This window comes from Streptomyces sp. CRN 30, from assembly GCF_034105845.1.
On record NZ_JAVRHI010000463.1, the window covers coordinates 12,764 to 29,409 of the forward strand.

A 16,646-nucleotide genomic window follows, 5' to 3' on the forward strand; every position below is an offset into this window, starting at 1 on the left:
GGAATGACGGACGACGGCCCCGGTGGCCGTACCGCGGCCCCGGCCGGGGACACGGCACAGGCTTCAACGGTGGTCGCTGCCCGCCGACTGCGTCGCCGCCCGTCCCGCCTCCAGCCGGGCCACCGGGATGCGGAACGGGGAGCAGGAGACGTAGTCGAGTCCCACCTCGTGGAAGAAGTGGACCGACTCCGGGTCGCCGCCGTGTTCGCCGCAGACGCCGAGTTTGAGGCCGGGGCGGGTCGCGCGGCCGGCCTGGGCCGCGGACCTCACCAGGGAGCCGACCCCGTCCTGGTCGATGGTCTCGAAGGGGCTGACCCCGAAGATCCCCTTCTCCAGGTAGGCCGTGAAGAAGCTGGCCTCCACGTCGTCCCGGGAGAAGCCCCAGACCGTCTGCGTGAGGTCGTTGGTGCCGAAGGAGAAGAACTCCGCCGCCTCGGCGATCTGGCCGGCCGTCAGCGCGGCGCGCGGCAGCTCGATCATCGTGCCGATGGCCAGCTTCAGCTCCGTGCCCGTCGCCTCCTGGACCTCCGCGATGACCTGGTCCGCCTCCTCGCGCACGATCTCCAGTTCCTGGACGGTGCCCACGAGCGGGATCATGATCTCGGCGCGCGGATCGCCCTTCGCGGCCCGGCGTTCGGCCGCCGCCTCCGCGATCGCGCGGACCTGCATGGCGAACAGGCCGGGGATGGCGAGGCCGAGGCGTACGCCGCGCAGGCCCAGCATCGGGTTCTGCTCGTGCAGGCGGTGGACCGCCTGGAGCAGGCGGAGCTCGTTCTCGTGCGGTTCCTGGCGGGACTCGGCGAGCGCCACCCGGACCGACAGTTCCGTGATGTCGGGCAGGAACTCGTGCAGCGGCGGGTCGAGGAGGCGGACGGTGACCGGGAGGCCGTCCATCGCCTCGAAGAGGTCGACGAAGTCCTGCTTCTGGAGCGGGAGCAGTTGCTTGAGGGACTCCTCACGGTCCGCCTCCGTGTCCGCCAGGATCAGGCGTTCCACCAGTTCACGGCGGTCGCCGAGGAACATGTGTTCCGTACGGCACAGGCCGATGCCCTGGGCGCCGAAGCGGCGGGCGCGCAGCGCGTCCTCGGCGTTGTCGGCGTTGGCGCGCACCCGCAGCCGGCGCTTGCGGTCGGCGAAGGCCATGATGCGGTGCACCGCCTCCACCAGCTCGTCGGCGTCGTCGGCGCCCGCGTGCATCCGGCCCTCGAAGTACTCGACGACCGGGGAGGGGACGACCGGGACCTCGCCCAGGTACACCTTGCCCGTCGAGCCGTCGATGGAGATGACGTCACCCTCCTCGACGACCCGGCCGCCGGGCACCGTCATGCAGCGGCGCTTGGTGTCGACCTCGAGCTCCTCGGCGCCGCACACACAGGTCTTGCCCATGCCGCGGGCGACGACGGCCGCGTGGGAGGTCTTGCCGCCGCGCGAGGTGAGGATGCCCTCGGCGGCGATCATGCCGTCCAGGTCGTCGGGGTTGGTCTCCCGCCGGACCAGGATGACCTTCTCGCCGGAACGGGACCATTTCACGGCCGTGTACGAGTCGAAGACCGCCTTGCCGACCGCCGCGCCCGGGGAGGCGGCGATGCCCCGGCCCACCTGCTCGGTCCTCGCCTCCTCGTCGAAGCGGGGGAACATCAACTGGGCCAGCTGGGCGCCGTTGACGCGCTGGAGCGCCTCCGTCTCGTCGATCAGCCCCTGGTCGACGAGCTGGGTCGCGATGCGGAAGGCCGCGCCCGCCGTGCGCTTGCCGACGCGGGTCTGGAGCATCCACAGCTGTCCGCGCTCGATGGTGAACTCGATGTCGCAGAGGTCCTTGTAGTGGTTCTCCAGGGTTTCCATGATCTGCATCAGGCGGTCGTACGACGTCTTGTCGATCCGCTCCAGTTCGGCGAGCGGGACGGTGTTGCGGATGCCCGCCACCACGTCCTCGCCCTGCGCGTTCTGCAGGTAGTCGCCGTACACGCCCTGGTGCCCCGAGGCGGGGTCGCGGGTGAACGCCACGCCCGTGCCCGAGTCCGGGCCGAGGTTGCCGAAGACCATCGAGCAGACGTTGACGGCGGTGCCGAGGTCGTGCGGGATGCGCTCCTGGCGGCGGTAGAGCTTGGCGCGGTCGCCGTTCCACGAGTCGAAGACCGCCCGGATCGCGAGGTCCATCTGCTCCCGCGGGTCCTGCGGGAAGTCGCGCCCCGCCTCGGTCCGCACGATCTCCTTGAACCGGGCGACCAGTTCCTCCAGGTCCGCGGCGGCCAGCTCCGTGTCGACCGTGACCTTCCTGACCTCCTTGGCCTTCTCCAGCGCGTCCTCGAAGAGGTCGCCGTCGACGCCGAGGACGGTCCTGCCGAACATCTGGATGAGGCGGCGGTAGGAGTCCCACGCGAAGCGCTCGTCGCCGGCCTGCTGGGCGAGGCCCTGGACCGAGCTGTCGGAGAGGCCGATGTTCAGGACGGTGTCCATCATGCCCGGCATGGAGAACCTGGCTCCGGAGCGGACCGACACCAGGAGGGGGTCGTCGGCCTGGCCGAGCTTCTTCCCCGTCCGCTCCTCGAGGGCGGCGAGGTGCCCGCTCACCTCGTCACGGAGTGCCACCGGCTCGTCGCCGCTGTCGAGGTAGACCTTGCAGGCCTCGGTGGTGATGGTGAAGCCGGGAGGGACGGGGAGACCGAGGTTGGTCATCTCGGCGAGGTTGGCGCCCTTGCCGCCCAGCAGGCCCTTGAGGTCCTTGTTCCCCTCGGTGAAGTCGTAGACGAACTTCACGTTCTCAACACTCCGAGCCGTCCGGTCTCCGAGGGGGTCTTTGTTCTCCGACACGGGTCCCAACTCCTTGAGGCCGCGGTGGCTGCCCTGACGGCGAGGAACATACCCAGATCGAAGGCGTCTGGGGAGGTCCACTGGTGCGACATGTGCCTGTAACGCGGTGTCCGCCAACAGATCGAAAGTCAAGGCTGGGCAAGGGGAGGTGCCGTCACGCGTTCACTCCTTGAACGGATCTACCCTCGCAGACGCCATCGAATGCTCATGTGAGCGTCGATTAACACGTTTGAGTTCGACTGCTGAACGATCAGTGGATGGCACCGAGTGCCACGCATTGAAAACCCGGAACCTCTGGCGAGTTGCTCATATGAGCGAGAGCCCCATCAGGGGTGGCGAGAATCACGCCGTTCGGCGGAGCCGCATCCCACCATGCGGACCGGACACCGGTGCGCAACACGTCTGCCACACGCGACGGAACGGGCCGCCTCAGACCCCCAGCGCCGCCAGCCGCTCCTCGGCCCGCTCCGGCGCGTACAGGTGCTCCACGACCAGCGCACCCGCCCCCACCAGCCCGGCCCGCTCCCCCAGCCGCGAGGTCACCACGTCGAGGCGCGCGGTGGAGCGGGGCAGCGCCCGCTGGTACAGCAGTTCCCGTACGCCCGTGAGGAACGGCGTCCCGGCCAGATCGCCCGCGATCATCAGCACACCAGGGTCGAGCAGGGTGACCACCGTCGCGAGGACCTCCCCCACACTGCGCCCGGCCTCCCGGGCGAGCGCCGCCGCCCCGGGGTGGCCGGCCGTCAGCAGGTCGCGCACGTCCGAACCGGAGGCCGCGGGCACGCCCGCCGCGGCCAGCCGCCGGGCCACGGCACCGCCGCTCGCCACCGCGGCCAGACAGCCGTACGAGCCGCACCTGCACAGCGCGTCGGTGCCGTCGGGGACGCGGATGTGGCCTATGTCCCCCGCTCCCCCGTCGGTGCCCCGGTAGATCGTCCCGCCGACCACGACGCCCGCGCCGATGCCGGTCGACACCTTGACCAGCACGAAGGCCGAGCAGTCCGGGTAACCGGTGCGCTGTTCGCCGTACGCCATGAGGTTGGCGTCGTTGTCGACGAGGACGACCGTGTCCGCCGGGCCGCCCGCGTGCTCGGCGAAGGCGCGGGCCAGCCGGCCCCGTATGTCGAAGCCGTCCCAGCCCGGCATGATCGGCGGCTGCACGACACGGCCGGTGTCCAGGTCCACCGGGCCGGGCACGGCCAGCCCGATGCCGGCCGCCTCGTCCGCCCGCCGGCCCGTCTTCTCCAGCAGCAGGGCGAACCAGCGGCCGAGCCCGTCGAGCACCGCCTCGGGGCCGTCCTCGACGGCCAGCGGACCCGAGTGCTCGGCCAGGACCGAGCCGGTGAGGGAGAGCACGGCGGCGCGGGCGTGGCGGGTGTCCAGGTCGGCGGCGAGGACGACGGCGTGGTCGTCGTCGAACTCCAGGGTGATCGAGGGGCGTCCGCCGAGCGGCGAGCCGACCGGTCCCCCGGCACCCTCGCGCAGCCAGCCCGCCCGGAAAAGGCGGTCCAGGCGCTGGCCGACCGTCGCCCGGGACAGCCCCGTGGCCTGCTGGAGCGCCCCGCGGGTGGTGGCCCGGCCGTCGCGGACCAGGGCGAGCAGATCCCCGGCACCGGCGTGACTCCCCGCCTTCGCGACCTTCCCGCTCATGTACACCCCCTTGCGCTTCACAACTCTGCATTACATATTGGGTTTTGCGTGTTAACTAGACGTAACTCTACGGTAGCCCTGGCCGAACCGGCCCGATCGATGCCCTCGGGGAGCCCTGCGTGGACCGCACCACCCAGTTGACCGCACGACGTACGGCCCGGACGGGTCCGGCTCCCGCCCCGGACGTATACGATCCGGCCGCCCCGGCCGGATCACTGCACACGAGAGCGGCCGCGGTGCTGGAGGCCAACTGGACGGGGACGTCCACGGTGCCCTCCCGCGGTCTGTATCCGCACCAGTGGTCCTGGGACTCGGCGTTCATCGCCGTCGGGCTGCGCCACCTGTCGCCGTTACGGGCGCAGACGGAGCTGGAGACGCTGCTCGCCGCCCAGTGGGGCGACGGCCGGGTCCCGCACATCGTCTTCCACCCCTCCGTGCCGCTCGACGCGTACTTCCCGAGCCCCGACTTCTGGCGCTCCTCGGCCGCCGGACGCGCCGCGGGCGCCCCGCGCACCGTACAGACGTCGGGCATCGTGCAGCCACCGGTGCACGCGCTCGCCGCGTGGCTGGTGCACCGCGCCGATCCCGGGCTGTCCCGGGCCCGCGGCTTCCTGCCCCGGGTGTACCCGCGCCTGGCCGCCTGGCACCGCTACCTGCTGCACCGCCGCGACCTGGGCGGGGGCGGCCTGGCCTCCGTGGTGCACCCGTGGGAGCCGGGCATGGACAACTCCCCCTGCTGGGACGCCCCGCTGGCCCGCGTCGCCCCGGCCCCCGCCCTCTCCTTCCGCCGCGCCGACCTGGCGCACGGCGCCCCCGAGGACCGGCCGACGGACCTGGACTACGGGCGGTACGTGCGGCTGGCGACGGACTACCGGGACCGGGGTTACCGGGACGGGCCGCACGGCCGCGCGGGAGACCGGACGGAGCACCCGGCGGAGCACCGGGCGGGCGGCTTCGCGGTCGAGGATCCCGCCTTCAACGCCCTGCTCATCGCCTCCGAGCACGCGCTGGCCCGGATCGCGAAGGAGCTCGGCGCCACCGGCACCGCCCGGCACGCGCGGGCGCGGCGGCTGACGGCGGCGCTGGTGGACCGGCTCTGGGACCCGGCGGAGGGCATGTTCCGCTGCCGGGACGTGTACGGGGCGGGGCGGCACGGCGAGCTGCTCCCCGGGCGGAGCGTCTCCGGGCTGGTCCCCCTGCTCCTGCCGGACCTGCCGCGCGGCATCGTCGGCGCCCTCGTCCGCACGGCGTGCGGGCCGCGCTTCGGGCTCGGCGGCCCGGCCCGGCTCGTGCCCAGCTACGACCTCACCGGCGAGGCATTCGACCGGCACCGGTACTGGCGCGGACCGGCCTGGTTCAACACGGCGTGGTTGCTGGAGCGCGGGCTGCGGCTGCACGGTGAGCGCGCGCGGGCCGACGCGCTGCGGGCGGACTTCCTGCGCACGGCCGACGCCTCCGGGTTCGCGGAGTACGTGGACCCGTACACCGGCGCGGCCCGCGGGACGGCCGGCTTCGGCTGGACCGCCGCGCTCACGCTCGACCTGCTCCACGGGGCACCGGGGGACGGCACGCATCACCACAGCGGTGACCTCGGGGAACTCGAAGACCTGGCTGACATGGGAGGGGACCGGGAATGACGGACCGGCATCATCTGCTCGTGCACGGCGGAACGTTCCTGGCCGTGGGGGACCGCGGGGACATCAGCGGGATGGGCGGCGGCGGCACCCCGGACGGGCTGTTCGTCCGGGACGCCCGGCACCTCAGCCGCTGGCAGCTCACCGTGGACGGCGCCGTCCCCGAGCCGCTCGCCCCGGTCACCGACGGCGACACCGCACGCTGTGTGCTCGTGCCGCGCGGCGGCCGCCAGGAGCCGCCCGCGTACACGCTCTTCCGGGAACAAGCCCTCGGCGAGGGCGCGTTGGTCGAGTCGCTGCGGGTGACGAGCAACCGCCCGGTGCCCACGACGGTCCGCGTCGCGGTGACCGCGGACGCCGACTTCACGGACCAGTTCGAACTCCGCTCGGACCACCGTACGTACGTCAAGACGGGCGCCGTGCGGACCCGGCGGGTCCTCGACGAGGGCGTCGAGTTCGGCTACCGGCGCGGGGAGTGGCGGTCCTGTACCACCGTCACGGCCGAGCCCCCGCCGGACGGGGTGGAGGAGACGGGCACGGGCGCCCGGCGGCTGGTGTGGACCCTGCACCTGGAGCCGCACGGGTCGGCCGAGCTGTCCCTGCGGGCCGCCGCCCGGCCGCACGGCACACCCGGCGATCCGGACGTGCCGGCCTCCCCGGCCGTGGCGCGCGAGCGACTGCGCGCGCGGGAGGCGGAGTTCGCCGAGGGCGTGCCCTTCCCCACCGGATGGCGCGAGCTGACGGCGGCCTGCGCGCGCGGCCTGTCGGACCTGGCCGTGCTCCAGGTGCCGGCGGCCGGCCCGGACGGCGAGGAACTGCGCGTCCCCGCGGCCGGCGCCCCCTGGTTCCTCACCCTGCTCGGCCGCGACGCCCTGCTGACCTCCCTCTTCGTCCTCCCCTACCGCCCCGGGCCGGCCGCCGCCACGCTGCTCGCGCTCGCCGCCACCCAGGCGACGGAGGGCGGCGAGGGCCCGGTGGCGCAGCCGGGGAAGATCGTGCACGAGGTGCGGCACGGGGAGCTGGCCCACTTCGGACAGGTGCCCTACGGGCGCTACTACGGCTCGGTGGACGCGACCCCGCTCTTCCTGGTGCTGCTCGGCGCGTACGTGGAGCACACCGGCGACACCGCGCTCGCCCGCCGTCTCGAACCGCACGCGCGCGCGGCGATCGGCTGGATGCTGGACCACGGCGGCCTCACCTCGCGCGGCTACCTCGTCTACCGCGCGGACCGGGGCGGCCTCGCCAACCAGAACTGGAAGGACTCCCCCGGCGCCATCTGCTCGGCGGACGGCGACCGCCCCACCGGCCCGGTGACGGCGGCGGGCGCGCAGGGCTACGCGTACGACGCGCTGCGCCGCACCGCCCACCTGGCCCGCACGGTCTGGGCGGACGAGGTGTACGCGGCGCTGCTGGAGCAGGCGGCGGCGGACCTGCGCGACCGTTTCCAGCGGGACTTCTGGATGGCCGGCCGTTCCTTCCCCGCGCTGGCCCTGGACGGCGACGGCCGCCAGGTGGACGCCCTCGCCTCCGACGCGGGTCATCTGCTCTGGTCGGGCCTGCTGGACAAGGAGTACGGGGAGCTGGTCGGCCGGCGGCTGCTGCAGCCCGACTTCTTCTCCGGCTGGGGCGTGCGCACGCTGGCCGCCGGGCAGGCGGCGTACCACCCGCTGTCGTACCACCGCGGCTCGGTCTGGCCCCACGACAACGCGCTCATCGCGCTGGGCCTGGCCCGCTACGGGCTGCACGACGAGGCCCGCGCGGTCGCCCACGGCCTGGTGGACGCGGCGACGGCGACGGGCCACCGCCTGCCGGAGGTGCTCGCCGGGTACGACCGCGCCGGTCACCCGGAGCCGGTGCCGTACCCGCACGCCTGTGTACGCGAGTCCCGCTCGGCGGCGGCACCGCTGGCGCTGCTGACGGCCGTGGGGGGCGTCTGACCGGCGGGGCGGGGAGAATCAGCCGCCGGACGTGTCCAGCTCCGCGTCCTCACTGATGCCCGCGCAGTCGTACGGGTCCTTCAGCCAGCCGTCCGGGAGGACCACGCGGTTGTTGCCGGAGGTGCGCCCGCGGGGGCCGTCGGCGCCGGCCGGCCAGGGCTGGCCGAGGTCCAGCTCGTCGAGCCCGGCGCGCAGTTCCTCCAGGGAGGAGGTGATCGCGAGGCGCTTGCGCATCTCCGAGCCGACCGCGAAGCCCTTGAGGTACCAGGCCACGTGCTTGCGGAAGTCGATGACGCCGCGCGCCTCGTCGCCGAGCCACTCGCCGAGGAGCGTGGCGTGGCGGACCATGACGTCGGCGACCTCGCGCAGCGTCGGGCGCGCGAAGTCGTCCCGGCCCTCGAAGGCGGCGACCAGGTCCGCGAAGAGCCACGGGCGGCCGAGGCAGCCGCGGCCCACGACCACGCCGTCGCAGCCGGTCTCGCGGACCATGCGCAGGGCGTCCTCGGCGGACCAGATGTCGCCGTTGCCGAGGACGGGGATCTCCGGGACGTGCTCCTTGAGGCGGGCGATGGCCTCCCAGTCGGCGGTGCCGCCGTAGTGCTGGGCGGCCGTGCGGCCGTGCAGCGCGATCGCGGTGACACCCTCCTCGACGGCGATCCGGCCGGCGTCGAGGAAGGTGATGTGGTCGTCGTCGATGCCCTTGCGCATCTTCATGGTGACGGGCAGGTCGCCCGCCCCGGTCACGGCCTCGCGCAGGATCGCCCGGAGCAGGTTCCGCTTGTACGGGAGGGCCGAGCCGCCGCCCTTCCGCGTCACCTTCGGGACCGGGCAGCCGAAGTTCAGGTCGATGTGGTCGGCGAGGCCCTCCTCCGCGATCATGCGGACGGCCTTGCCGACGGTCGCCGGGTCCACCCCGTACAGCTGGATCGAGCGCGGCTTCTCGGTCTCGTCGAACCTGATCAGCTGCATGGTCTTCTCGTTGCGCTCGACCAGCGCCCGGGTCGTGATCATCTCGCTCACGAAGAGGCCCTTGCCCCCGCTGAACTCGCGGCACAGCGTGCGGAACGGGGCGTTGGTGATCCCGGCCATGGGGGCGAGCACGACGGGCGGCTGAACGGTGTGCGGGCCGATGCTGAGGGCGGAGGGCGTGGACATTCCCCCATTGTCGCGCACACCGACCACATGTACTGGTCATTAGTTAGGCGCACTACTTAACCTGACCTACGATGGAACGCATGCCCGAGCTCACCCACCGCCGCCGCCTGCTCGTGCTCGCCATCTGCTGCATGAGCCTGCTGATCGTGAGCCTGGACAACACGGTCCTCAACGTCGCCCTGCCCTCCCTGGAGCGCGACCTGGGCGCGAGCGTCTCGGGCCTGCAGTGGACCATCGACGCGTACACGCTCGTCCTCGCCTCCCTGCTGATGCTCGCGGGCTCGACCGCCGACCGCATCGGCCGCAGGCGCGTCTTCGTCACGGGCCTGGTCGTCTTCACCGCCGGCTCGGTGCTCTGCTCCCTCGCCCCGGACCTGAACTGGCTGATCGCCTTCCGGATGGTGCAGGCGGTGGGCGGTTCGATGCTGAACCCGGTCGCCATGTCGATCATCACCAACACCTTCACGGACCCGCGCGAGCGCGCCCGCGCGATCGGTGTGTGGGGCGCGGTCGTCGGCATATCGATGGCGGCGGGACCGCTGGTCGGCGGGCTGCTGGTGGAGACGGTCGGCTGGCGCTCGATCTTCTGGATCAACCTGCCGGTGGGCCTGGCCGCGCTGCTGCTCACCCTCCGCCTCGTCCCCGAGTCCCGCGCGCCGAAGGCCCGCCGCGCCGACCCGTTCGGCCAGCTCCTGGTGATCGTCCTGTTCGGCTCCCTGACGTACGCGATCATCGAGGCACCGCACGCGGGCCCGGGCACGGTCCTGCCCTTCGCCGGGCTCGCCCTGGCCGCGCTCCTCTGCCTCCTGTACTACGAGCCCCGCCGCGCCGAACCCCTCATCGACCTGCGCTTCTTCCGCTCGGCGCCGTTCAGCGGGGCGACGGTGACCGCGGTCAGCGCCTTCGCGGCACTGGGCGGCTTCCTCTTCCTGTCCACCCTCTACCTGCAGAACGTGCGCGGCCTGAGCGCCCTGCACGCGGGGCTGTGGATGCTCCCGATGGCGGGCCTGACCTTCGTCTGCGCCCCCCTGTCGGGCCGGCTCGTCGGCAGCCGGGGCCCACGCCTGCCGCTGCTGGTCGCCGGGTCCTCGATGACCGTGAGCGGCCTGCTCTTCGCGCTCTTCGAGGCCGAGACCAGGAACGTCACCCTCTTCATCGGGTTCGTCCTGTTCGGCGTCGGCTTCGGCTTCGTCAACTCCCCCATCACCAACACCGCCGTCTCCGGCATGCCCCGCGCCCAGGCCGGGGTCGCCGCCGCGGTCGCCTCCACCAGCCGTCAGCTCGGCCAGACGCTGGGCGTCGCGGTGATCGGCGCGGTGCTGGCGGCGGGCGTGACCGCGTCCTCCGGGCCCGCGTACGCGGACTCCTTCGTCGCCGCCTCCCGGCCCGGCTGGTGGATCCTCACCGGCTGCGGCCTCGCCGTGCTGGTCGTGGGCGCGCTGACGACCGGCCGCTGGGCCCGCGGGACGGCCGAGCGGACGGCCGAGCGGCTGGGGAGCACGGAGATCCGGGAGGCGGCGGGCGCTGCGGGGAGCAAAAGTTGAGGGCCCGTCCCGTTTGCAGTAGTCCGTCGTAAGTAGGAAAAGCGGTACCGATGCATCTGGCGTGCCCCCTGGGGCGTGCGTCACGCTGTGGCATATGACTCAGGCATCTGATGGCTTGACCTCATCCACCGACGACGACGCGAATCCCCTGCAGCGGCTCTCCCTCGGCCGGCTGCGGCAGCGTACGAGCATGAAGTGGCGCACCTACCCGGACGACGTCCTGCCCCTGTGGGTGGCCGAGATGGACGTGCCCCTGGCCGAACCGGTCGCGCGGGCGGTGAACGACGCGCTCGCGCTCGGCGACACCGGCTACCCGGCCGGTACGGAGTACGCCGAGGCGCTGGCCGAGTTCGCCCGCAAGCGCTGGGACTGGGACGGCCTGTCCGTGCGGCGCACGGCGATCGTGCCCGATGTGATGCAGGGCGTCGTGGAGATGCTCAAACTGGTCTCAGGACCGGGCGATCCGGTCGTCGTCAACTCCCCCGTGTACCCGCCCTTCTACCCGTTCGTGCGCCACATGGGCCGCTTCGTGGTCGAGGCCCCGCTGGGGGCGGACGGGCGGCTCGACTTCATCGCCCTGGAGGGCGCCTTCGGGCGGGCCGCCCGGGGCGCGAGCCGGAACACCGGCAGACCGGCCTACCTGCTGTGCAGCCCGCACAACCCGACCGGCACCGTGCACACCGCCGACGAGCTGACGCGGGCCGCACGGCTGGCGCGGGCGTACGGCCTGCGCGTGGTGGCGGACGAGATCCACGCCCCGGTGGTGGCGCGGGATGCGTCCTTCGTGCCGTACCTGAGCGTGCCCGGCGGGGAGAACGGCCTGTCCCTGATGTCGGCGTCCAAGGCCTGGAACCTGGCCGGGCTGAAGGCCGCCCTGGCGATCGCCGGGCCCGCCGCCGCCGACGACCTCGCCCGCCTCCCGGAGGAGGTCGGCCACGGCCCCAGCCACCTCGGCGCCATCGCCCACACGGCGGCCCTGCGGGACGGCGGCGACTGGCTCGACGCCGTGCTCCTGGGCCTGGACGACAACCGCCGGCTGCTGGCCCGCCTCCTCGCCGAGCACCTCCCCGCCGTGCGCTACGTCCCCGCGGAGGGCACCTACCTGGCGTGGCTGGACTGCCGGGGGCTCGGGCTCGAGGAGGACCCGGCCGAGGTCTTCCTGCGGCGCGGCCGGGTCGCCCTGAACTCCGGGAAGGACTTCGGCACGGGCGGCGCGGGCTTCGTCCGGCTGAACCTGGCGACGTCCCCGGACCTGATCACCGAGGCGGTGCTGCGGATGGCTGCGGCGGTCGCCCACCAGGAACACTGACCGGCCCGCGCCCCGGAACCCCCGACCGCCCGGCACTCGTTCTCCGCATACTCCACGCAACCAGTGCCGAGCGTCGCAGGGGGACGTCATGCCGCGTACCGATACCCATACCGATACCAGCAAGGTGAGCCGCTGGGACCAGCACGGCCGCGTGCACACCGTCCACCTGCGACGCTCCGGCATGCGGCGCACCCTCGGATGCGACACGTGCGGCTGGCGGCGGAGCGCACGGTTCGCGCCCCGGCCCAAGGCGGAGGAGCACCTCGTACGGGCCCACCAGGCGACGGTGGATCCGGCGACGGTGTGACCCCTCCTCCGGTGCACCGGCGACCGCCCGGGCCGCTCACACCCGCAGCCCCCGCACCACCAGCTCCACCACCGCCTCGAACTCGGCGTCGATCCCCGGCTGGTCCCAGTCGCGGACGTAGCTCGGGTCGTGGAAGCGGCCGGTGGCGTCGAAGACGGCGCGCGCCGTGACGGCCGGGGCCGCGGAGGCGAAGACGCCGCGCTCGACACCGTCCTGGACCATGTCCGTCAGCTGGCCCGTCAGCTCGGCGATGTGCCGGTCGACCACCGCGCTGTTCTCCCCGATCAGCACCATGTACGTGGCGAAGAGCTCCGGGTCGTCGCCCGCCTTGTGCCGCTTGGCCGTGAAGAGGGCGGTGAACCAGTCGCGCAGCCGCGCCTCGGGGTCACGGTCCTCGGCGGTGATCCCGGACAGGGCGGCCGACGTACGGTCCAGCCACCGCTCGGTGACCGCCTCCCGCAGCGCCGCCTTCGTGCGGAAGTGCCGGTAGACGCTGCCGTGGCTGACCCCGAGCGCACGGGCCACGTCCACGACGGTGGCCTTCGCGGGACCGTGGCGGCGCAGCACCTCCTCGGTGGCTTCGAGGATGCGCGCGGCGGTGAGGGTCTCGGAGGTCGGTGCCATGACATCGACCGTACCCGGCCGGTTCCGGGCGCCGGCCGTCAGCGCTCGCTGTCCAGGTGCCCCATCTGGGCCGCCGGATAGCGTTCGCCCGCAGCCGCGCCCGCCGGGACCGCCGCCTCGATCGCCCGCAGGTCGGCGTCGTCCAGGGTCACGTCGAGCGCGCCGAGGGCCTCCGTCAGCCGGTCCCGGCGGCGGGCACCCACCAGCGGGACGATGTCCTCGCCCCGGGACAGCACCCAGGCGATCGCGATCTGGGCCACCGACACGCCCTTGTCCTCGGCGACCTTCCGCAGCGCCTCGACCAGGTCCAGGTTGTGCCGGAGGTTCTCGCCCTGGAAGCGGGGCGAGTGGGCGCGGAAGTCGTCCGCCGCGAGCTGCCGGTCCTGCTGGAAGTGGCCCGAGATCAGGCCGCGCGACAGCACGCCGTACGCGGTGATGCCGATGCCCAGCTCGCGCGTGGTGGGCAGGATGTCCCGCTCGATGCCGCGCGAGATGAGCGAGTACTCGATCTGAAGGTCGGCGACCGGCGCGGTGGCTGCGGCGCGGCGGATGGTGTCGGCGCCGGCCTCGCTCAGGCCGATGTGCCGTACGTAACCCTTCTCGACCAGCTCCGCGATGGCGCCCACCGTCTCCTCGATCGGCACGCCAGGGTCGACCCGCGCGATGCGGTAGACGTCGATGTGGTCGACGCCGAGGCGCTGGAGCGAGTACGCGACGAAGTTCTTCACCGCGGCCGGACGGCCGTCGTACCCCGACCAGCCGCCCTCCGGATCGCGCAGGGCCCCGAACTTCACGCTGACCAGCGCCTGTTCACGGCGGGCGGCGGGGGCGGAGCGCAGCGCCTCGCCGATCAGGATCTCGTTGTGGCCCATGCCGTAGAAGTCGCCGGTGTCGAGCAGGGTCACGCCGGCCTCCAGCGCGGTGTGGATCGTGGCGATGGACTCCGCCCGGTCCGCCTCGCCGTACAGCGCGGACATGCCCATGCAGCCGAGGCCGAGGGAGGACACCTGGGGGCCGGTGGTTCCGAGGGTGCGGGTGTGTGTCGTCGTCATGCGACCACCTTCACATGACAGCTGACAGATTTCAACATCTGTCAGCTGTCACACATGTACGTGTAGTGATACGGTACGTCTCGTCTCGCTGCCTCGATGCTCCGGATGCTCCGGACGCTCGGGGCGCCACTCGGGTACCCAGGAGGAACAGCATGGACCGCTTCGTCGACGCAGCCCCCGGCGTACGCCTCTGGGTGGAGGAGCGCGGTCCCGCCGACGCCTCCCCGCTGCTGCTGATCATGGGCGCGCAGGCGTCCGGCCTGGGCTGGCCGGACGAGCTGGTGGACCTGCTCGCCGCCCGCCACCGGGTGATCCGCTACGACCACCGCGACACCGGACGCTCCACCTGGTCGTTCGACGAGCGGCCCTATCCCGTCACCGCACTGGCGGCGGACGCGATCGCGGTCCTGGACGGCCTGGGGGTCGAGCGCGCCCACATCGTGGGCATGTCCCTGGGCGGCATGCTCGCCCAGCTGCTCATCGCGGACCGTCCCGGCCGGCTGCTCAGCGCCACCGTGTTCGGCACGCACGCGCTCAGCACCGTCCCGTACACCCACCCGGACGGCACCCGCACCCCGCCCGAGGAACTGCCCGGGACCGATCCGCGCCTGCTGGAGCTGTGGGCGCGCCCGGTCGCGGACCTGGGTCCGGAGGCCGAGCTGGAGCGGCGGGTCGAGCACTGGCGGCTGCTGAGCGGCGATCAGCTGCCCTTCGACGCCGCGTACCAGCGCGAGCTGGAGCGCCGGATCGTCCGGCACTCCGGGCACCACGTCCCGAACGGCGCGCACGGCCGCGCCGATCCCTCGGGCATGGACCGCACCGAACAGCTGGCGCGGGCCGCCGTGCCCACCCTCGTCGTCTCGGCCCCCGCGGAGCCGGTCTTCCCGCCGCCGCACGCCCATCATGTCGCCCAGGCGATCCGCGGGGCGCGTCTCGTGGAGATCTCCGGCATGGCCCACGCCCTCCCCCGCCAGGTGCACGCCCCGCTCGCCGCCGCGATCCTCGACCACACCGGCACCGTCCGCTGACACCGGCGGAGCCCGCGACGGGCGACGGGCGACGGGCGACGGGCGACAAGGGTTAATGACTGGCGAGTTCGCGTCCGTGCGCACGACCATGGGCGGCATGAGCGACCGACCCGCGCGATGGAGCCAGGCAAGCGTCCACCCCGACATGTGGGCCGACCCCGACGACGACCCCCGTCACAGCGAGGGGACGGGCCCGGACGGCGAGCTCGCGACGCTGCGGGAGTTCCTGACGGGCTACCGGCTGACCCTGCTGATGAAGTGCGAGGGGCTGGACCCGGAGCAGCTGGCCCGTCGCTCGGTCCCGCCGTCGACGATGTCGCTGCTCGGCCTGGTCCGCCACCTCGCCGAGGTGGAGCGGGACTGGCGCAACTGGATCAGTGACGGCGAGCCGCTGCCGAGCCTGTACGGCGAGGACGACGGGGACTTCGAGGGGGCCGTCGCCGACCGGGCCGTGGTCGACGCCGCGTACGCCGATCTGGCGCGTGAGCAGGCCGCGACCGACGCCGCGCTGGCCGCGCACCCGGACCTGGGCGAGCGCCTGGGGAAGGACGGCACCTCGGTGCGGGAGCTGCTGGTGCACGCGGTCGAGGAGTACGCCCGGCACTGCGGACACGCCGACCTGCTGCGCGAGTGCATCGACGGAAGGGTGGGCCAGTGAGGCCGAGCCGGGGTGAACCGGGAATGAGCCGGGAACGGACGGAACCCCCGGTCGCGGCACGTACGGTGCCGCGACCGGGGGTCCTCGTCGTCGGGTCGACCGGGTCCTAGCAGCCGATCAGGCGGCTCGCCAGGTAGCCCTCGATCTGGTCGAGCGACACGCGCTCCTGCTTCATGGTGTCGCGCTCGCGGACGGTCACCGCGTTGTCGTCCAGGGTGTCGAAGTCGACGGTGACGCAGAACGGCGTGCCGATCTCGTCCTGGCGGCGGTAGCGGCGGCCGATGGCGCCGGCGTCGTCGAAGTCGATGTTCCAGTTCTGGCGCAGCGTCTGGGCGAGCCCCTTGGCCTTCGGGGACAGCTCCGCGTTGCGGGACAGCGGCAGCACGGCGACCTTCACCGGGGACAGGCGCGGGTCGAGGCGCAGCACGGTGCGCTTCTCCATCTTGCCCTTGGCGTTGGGCGCCTCGTCCTCGATGTAGGCGTCGAGGAGGAAGGCCAGCATGGCGCGGCCGACACCGGCCGCGGGCTCGATGACGTAGGGGGTCCAGCGCTCGCCGGCCTCCTGGTCGAAGTACGAGAGGTCCTGGCCGGAGGCCTTGGCGTGGGCGCCGAGGTCGTAGTCGGTGCGGTTGGCGACACCCTCGAGCTCGCCCCACTCACTGCCGCCGAACTGGAAGCGGTACTCGATGTCGGCGGTGCGCTTGGAGTAGTGGGAGAGCTTCTCCTTGGGGTGGTCGTACCACCGCATGTTCTCCTCGCGCAGACCCAGGCCGGTGTACCAGTTCCACCGCTCCTGCATCCAGTACTCCTGCCACTTCTCGTCCTCGCCCGGCTTGACGAAGAACTCCATCTCCATCTGCTCGAACTCGCGGGTGCGGAAGATGAAGTTGCCGGGCGTGATCTCGTTGCGGAAGGACTTGCCCATCTGGGCGATGCC

General features: G+C 72.8%; 13 protein-coding genes. 7 read left to right on the plus strand and 6 right to left on the minus strand.

Features of this window, described 5'->3' with window-relative positions; genetic code table 11:
* Nucleotides 1-63: 63 nt before the first annotated feature.
* The gene (gene ppdK, locus UW392_RS52875; protein WP_414497558.1) at nt 64-2,811 is read right to left on the minus strand and encodes a pyruvate, phosphate dikinase; all 2,748 of its coding nucleotides are present in this window, start codon (nt 2,809-2,811) and stop codon (nt 64-66) included.
* A gap of 429 nt (nt 2,812-3,240) precedes the next feature.
* The gene (locus UW392_RS52880; protein WP_320782611.1) at nt 3,241-4,461 is read right to left on the minus strand and encodes an ROK family transcriptional regulator; all 1,221 of its coding nucleotides are present in this window, start codon (nt 4,459-4,461) and stop codon (nt 3,241-3,243) included.
* A gap of 119 nt (nt 4,462-4,580) precedes the next feature.
* On the opposite strand from UW392_RS52880, the gene UW392_RS52885 reads away from it, so the two are divergent.
* Together UW392_RS52885 and UW392_RS52890 are read left to right on the plus strand one after the other, a co-directional pair.
* Nucleotides 4,581-6,098, plus strand: coding sequence for an MGH1-like glycoside hydrolase domain-containing protein (locus UW392_RS52885; RefSeq protein WP_320782612.1), 1,518 nt, complete (start codon nt 4,581-4,583; stop codon nt 6,096-6,098).
* Entirely contained in the window at nt 6,095-8,032 is a 1,938-nt protein-coding gene (locus tag UW392_RS52890; RefSeq protein ID WP_320782613.1) for a glycogen debranching N-terminal domain-containing protein, read from the plus strand. Before UW392_RS52885 ends, UW392_RS52890 begins: the two co-directional genes overlap by 4 nt.
* Before the next feature lie 18 nt (nt 8,033-8,050).
* Here the strand turns inward: UW392_RS52890 and dusB are convergent, their stop codons facing one another.
* Entirely contained in the window at nt 8,051-9,187 is a 1,137-nt protein-coding gene (gene dusB, locus UW392_RS52895; protein WP_320782614.1) for a tRNA dihydrouridine synthase DusB, read from the minus strand.
* Between the two features lie 80 nt (nt 9,188-9,267).
* On the opposite strand from dusB, the gene UW392_RS52900 reads away from it, so the two are divergent.
* The 3 genes from UW392_RS52900 (at nt 9,268) to UW392_RS52910 (ending at nt 12,347) form a co-directional block, all read left to right on the plus strand.
* Nucleotides 9,268-10,731 (plus strand): MFS transporter, encoded by a 1,464-nt coding sequence (locus tag UW392_RS52900; RefSeq protein ID WP_320782615.1) that lies wholly within the window; start codon nt 9,268-9,270, stop codon nt 10,729-10,731.
* Nucleotides 10,732-10,921: 190 nt separating this feature from the next.
* On the plus strand, nt 10,922-12,040 hold the full coding sequence (locus UW392_RS52905) for a MalY/PatB family protein (protein ID WP_320782621.1): 1,119 nt from the start codon (nt 10,922-10,924) through the stop codon (nt 12,038-12,040).
* An 88-nt stretch (nt 12,041-12,128) separates the two neighbouring features.
* Nucleotides 12,129-12,347, plus strand: coding sequence for a hypothetical protein (locus tag UW392_RS52910; protein ID WP_320782616.1), 219 nt, complete (start codon nt 12,129-12,131; stop codon nt 12,345-12,347).
* A 36-nt stretch (nt 12,348-12,383) separates the two neighbouring features.
* Here the strand turns inward: UW392_RS52910 and UW392_RS52915 are convergent, their stop codons facing one another.
* A complete protein-coding gene (locus UW392_RS52915; protein WP_320782617.1) occupies nt 12,384-12,971 on the minus strand; it encodes a TetR family transcriptional regulator in 588 nt (195 codons plus the stop codon).
* A gap of 38 nt (nt 12,972-13,009) precedes the next feature.
* On the minus strand, nt 13,010-14,023 hold the full coding sequence (locus tag UW392_RS52920; protein ID WP_320782618.1) for an aldo/keto reductase: 1,014 nt from the start codon (nt 14,021-14,023) through the stop codon (nt 13,010-13,012).
* A gap of 152 nt (nt 14,024-14,175) precedes the next feature.
* Between UW392_RS52920 and UW392_RS52925 the strand changes: the two genes are divergently transcribed.
* Together UW392_RS52925 and UW392_RS52930 are read left to right on the plus strand one after the other, a co-directional pair.
* Complete coding sequence (locus UW392_RS52925; protein ID WP_320782619.1) at nt 14,176-15,051, plus strand: alpha/beta hydrolase; 876 nt, start codon at nt 14,176-14,178, stop codon at nt 15,049-15,051.
* 88 nt (nt 15,052-15,139) lie between these two features.
* A complete protein-coding gene (locus UW392_RS52930; protein WP_320782622.1) occupies nt 15,140-15,709 on the plus strand; it encodes a DinB family protein in 570 nt (189 codons plus the stop codon).
* Between the two features lie 106 nt (nt 15,710-15,815).
* Here UW392_RS52930 and UW392_RS52935 read toward each other — a convergent pair.
* Nucleotides 15,816-16,646 (minus strand): glycine--tRNA ligase (locus UW392_RS52935; RefSeq protein WP_320782620.1); only part of this gene is annotated, 831 nt, incomplete at its 5' end.

Coding starts and splice junctions, on each gene's coding strand:
- UW392_RS52880 (WP_320782611.1), bottom strand. CDS start 4,461: ATGAGCGGGAAGGTCGCGAAGGCGGGGAGTCACGCCGGTGCCGGGGAT.
- UW392_RS52890 (WP_320782613.1), top strand. CDS start 6,095: ATGACGGACCGGCATCATCTGCTCGTGCACGGCGGAACGTTCCTGGCC.
- dusB (WP_320782614.1), bottom strand. CDS start 9,187: ATGTCCACGCCCTCCGCCCTCAGCATCGGCCCGCACACCGTTCAGCCG.
- UW392_RS52900 (WP_320782615.1), top strand. CDS start 9,268: ATGCCCGAGCTCACCCACCGCCGCCGCCTGCTCGTGCTCGCCATCTGC.
- UW392_RS52905 (WP_320782621.1), top strand. CDS start 10,922: ATGAAGTGGCGCACCTACCCGGACGACGTCCTGCCCCTGTGGGTGGCC.
- UW392_RS52910 (WP_320782616.1), top strand. CDS start 12,129: ATGCCGCGTACCGATACCCATACCGATACCAGCAAGGTGAGCCGCTGG.
- UW392_RS52915 (WP_320782617.1), bottom strand. CDS start 12,971: ATGGCACCGACCTCCGAGACCCTCACCGCCGCGCGCATCCTCGAAGCC.
- UW392_RS52920 (WP_320782618.1), bottom strand. CDS start 14,023: ATGACGACGACACACACCCGCACCCTCGGAACCACCGGCCCCCAGGTG.
- UW392_RS52925 (WP_320782619.1), top strand. CDS start 14,176: ATGGACCGCTTCGTCGACGCAGCCCCCGGCGTACGCCTCTGGGTGGAG.
- UW392_RS52930 (WP_320782622.1), top strand. CDS start 15,140: ATGGGCGGCATGAGCGACCGACCCGCGCGATGGAGCCAGGCAAGCGTC.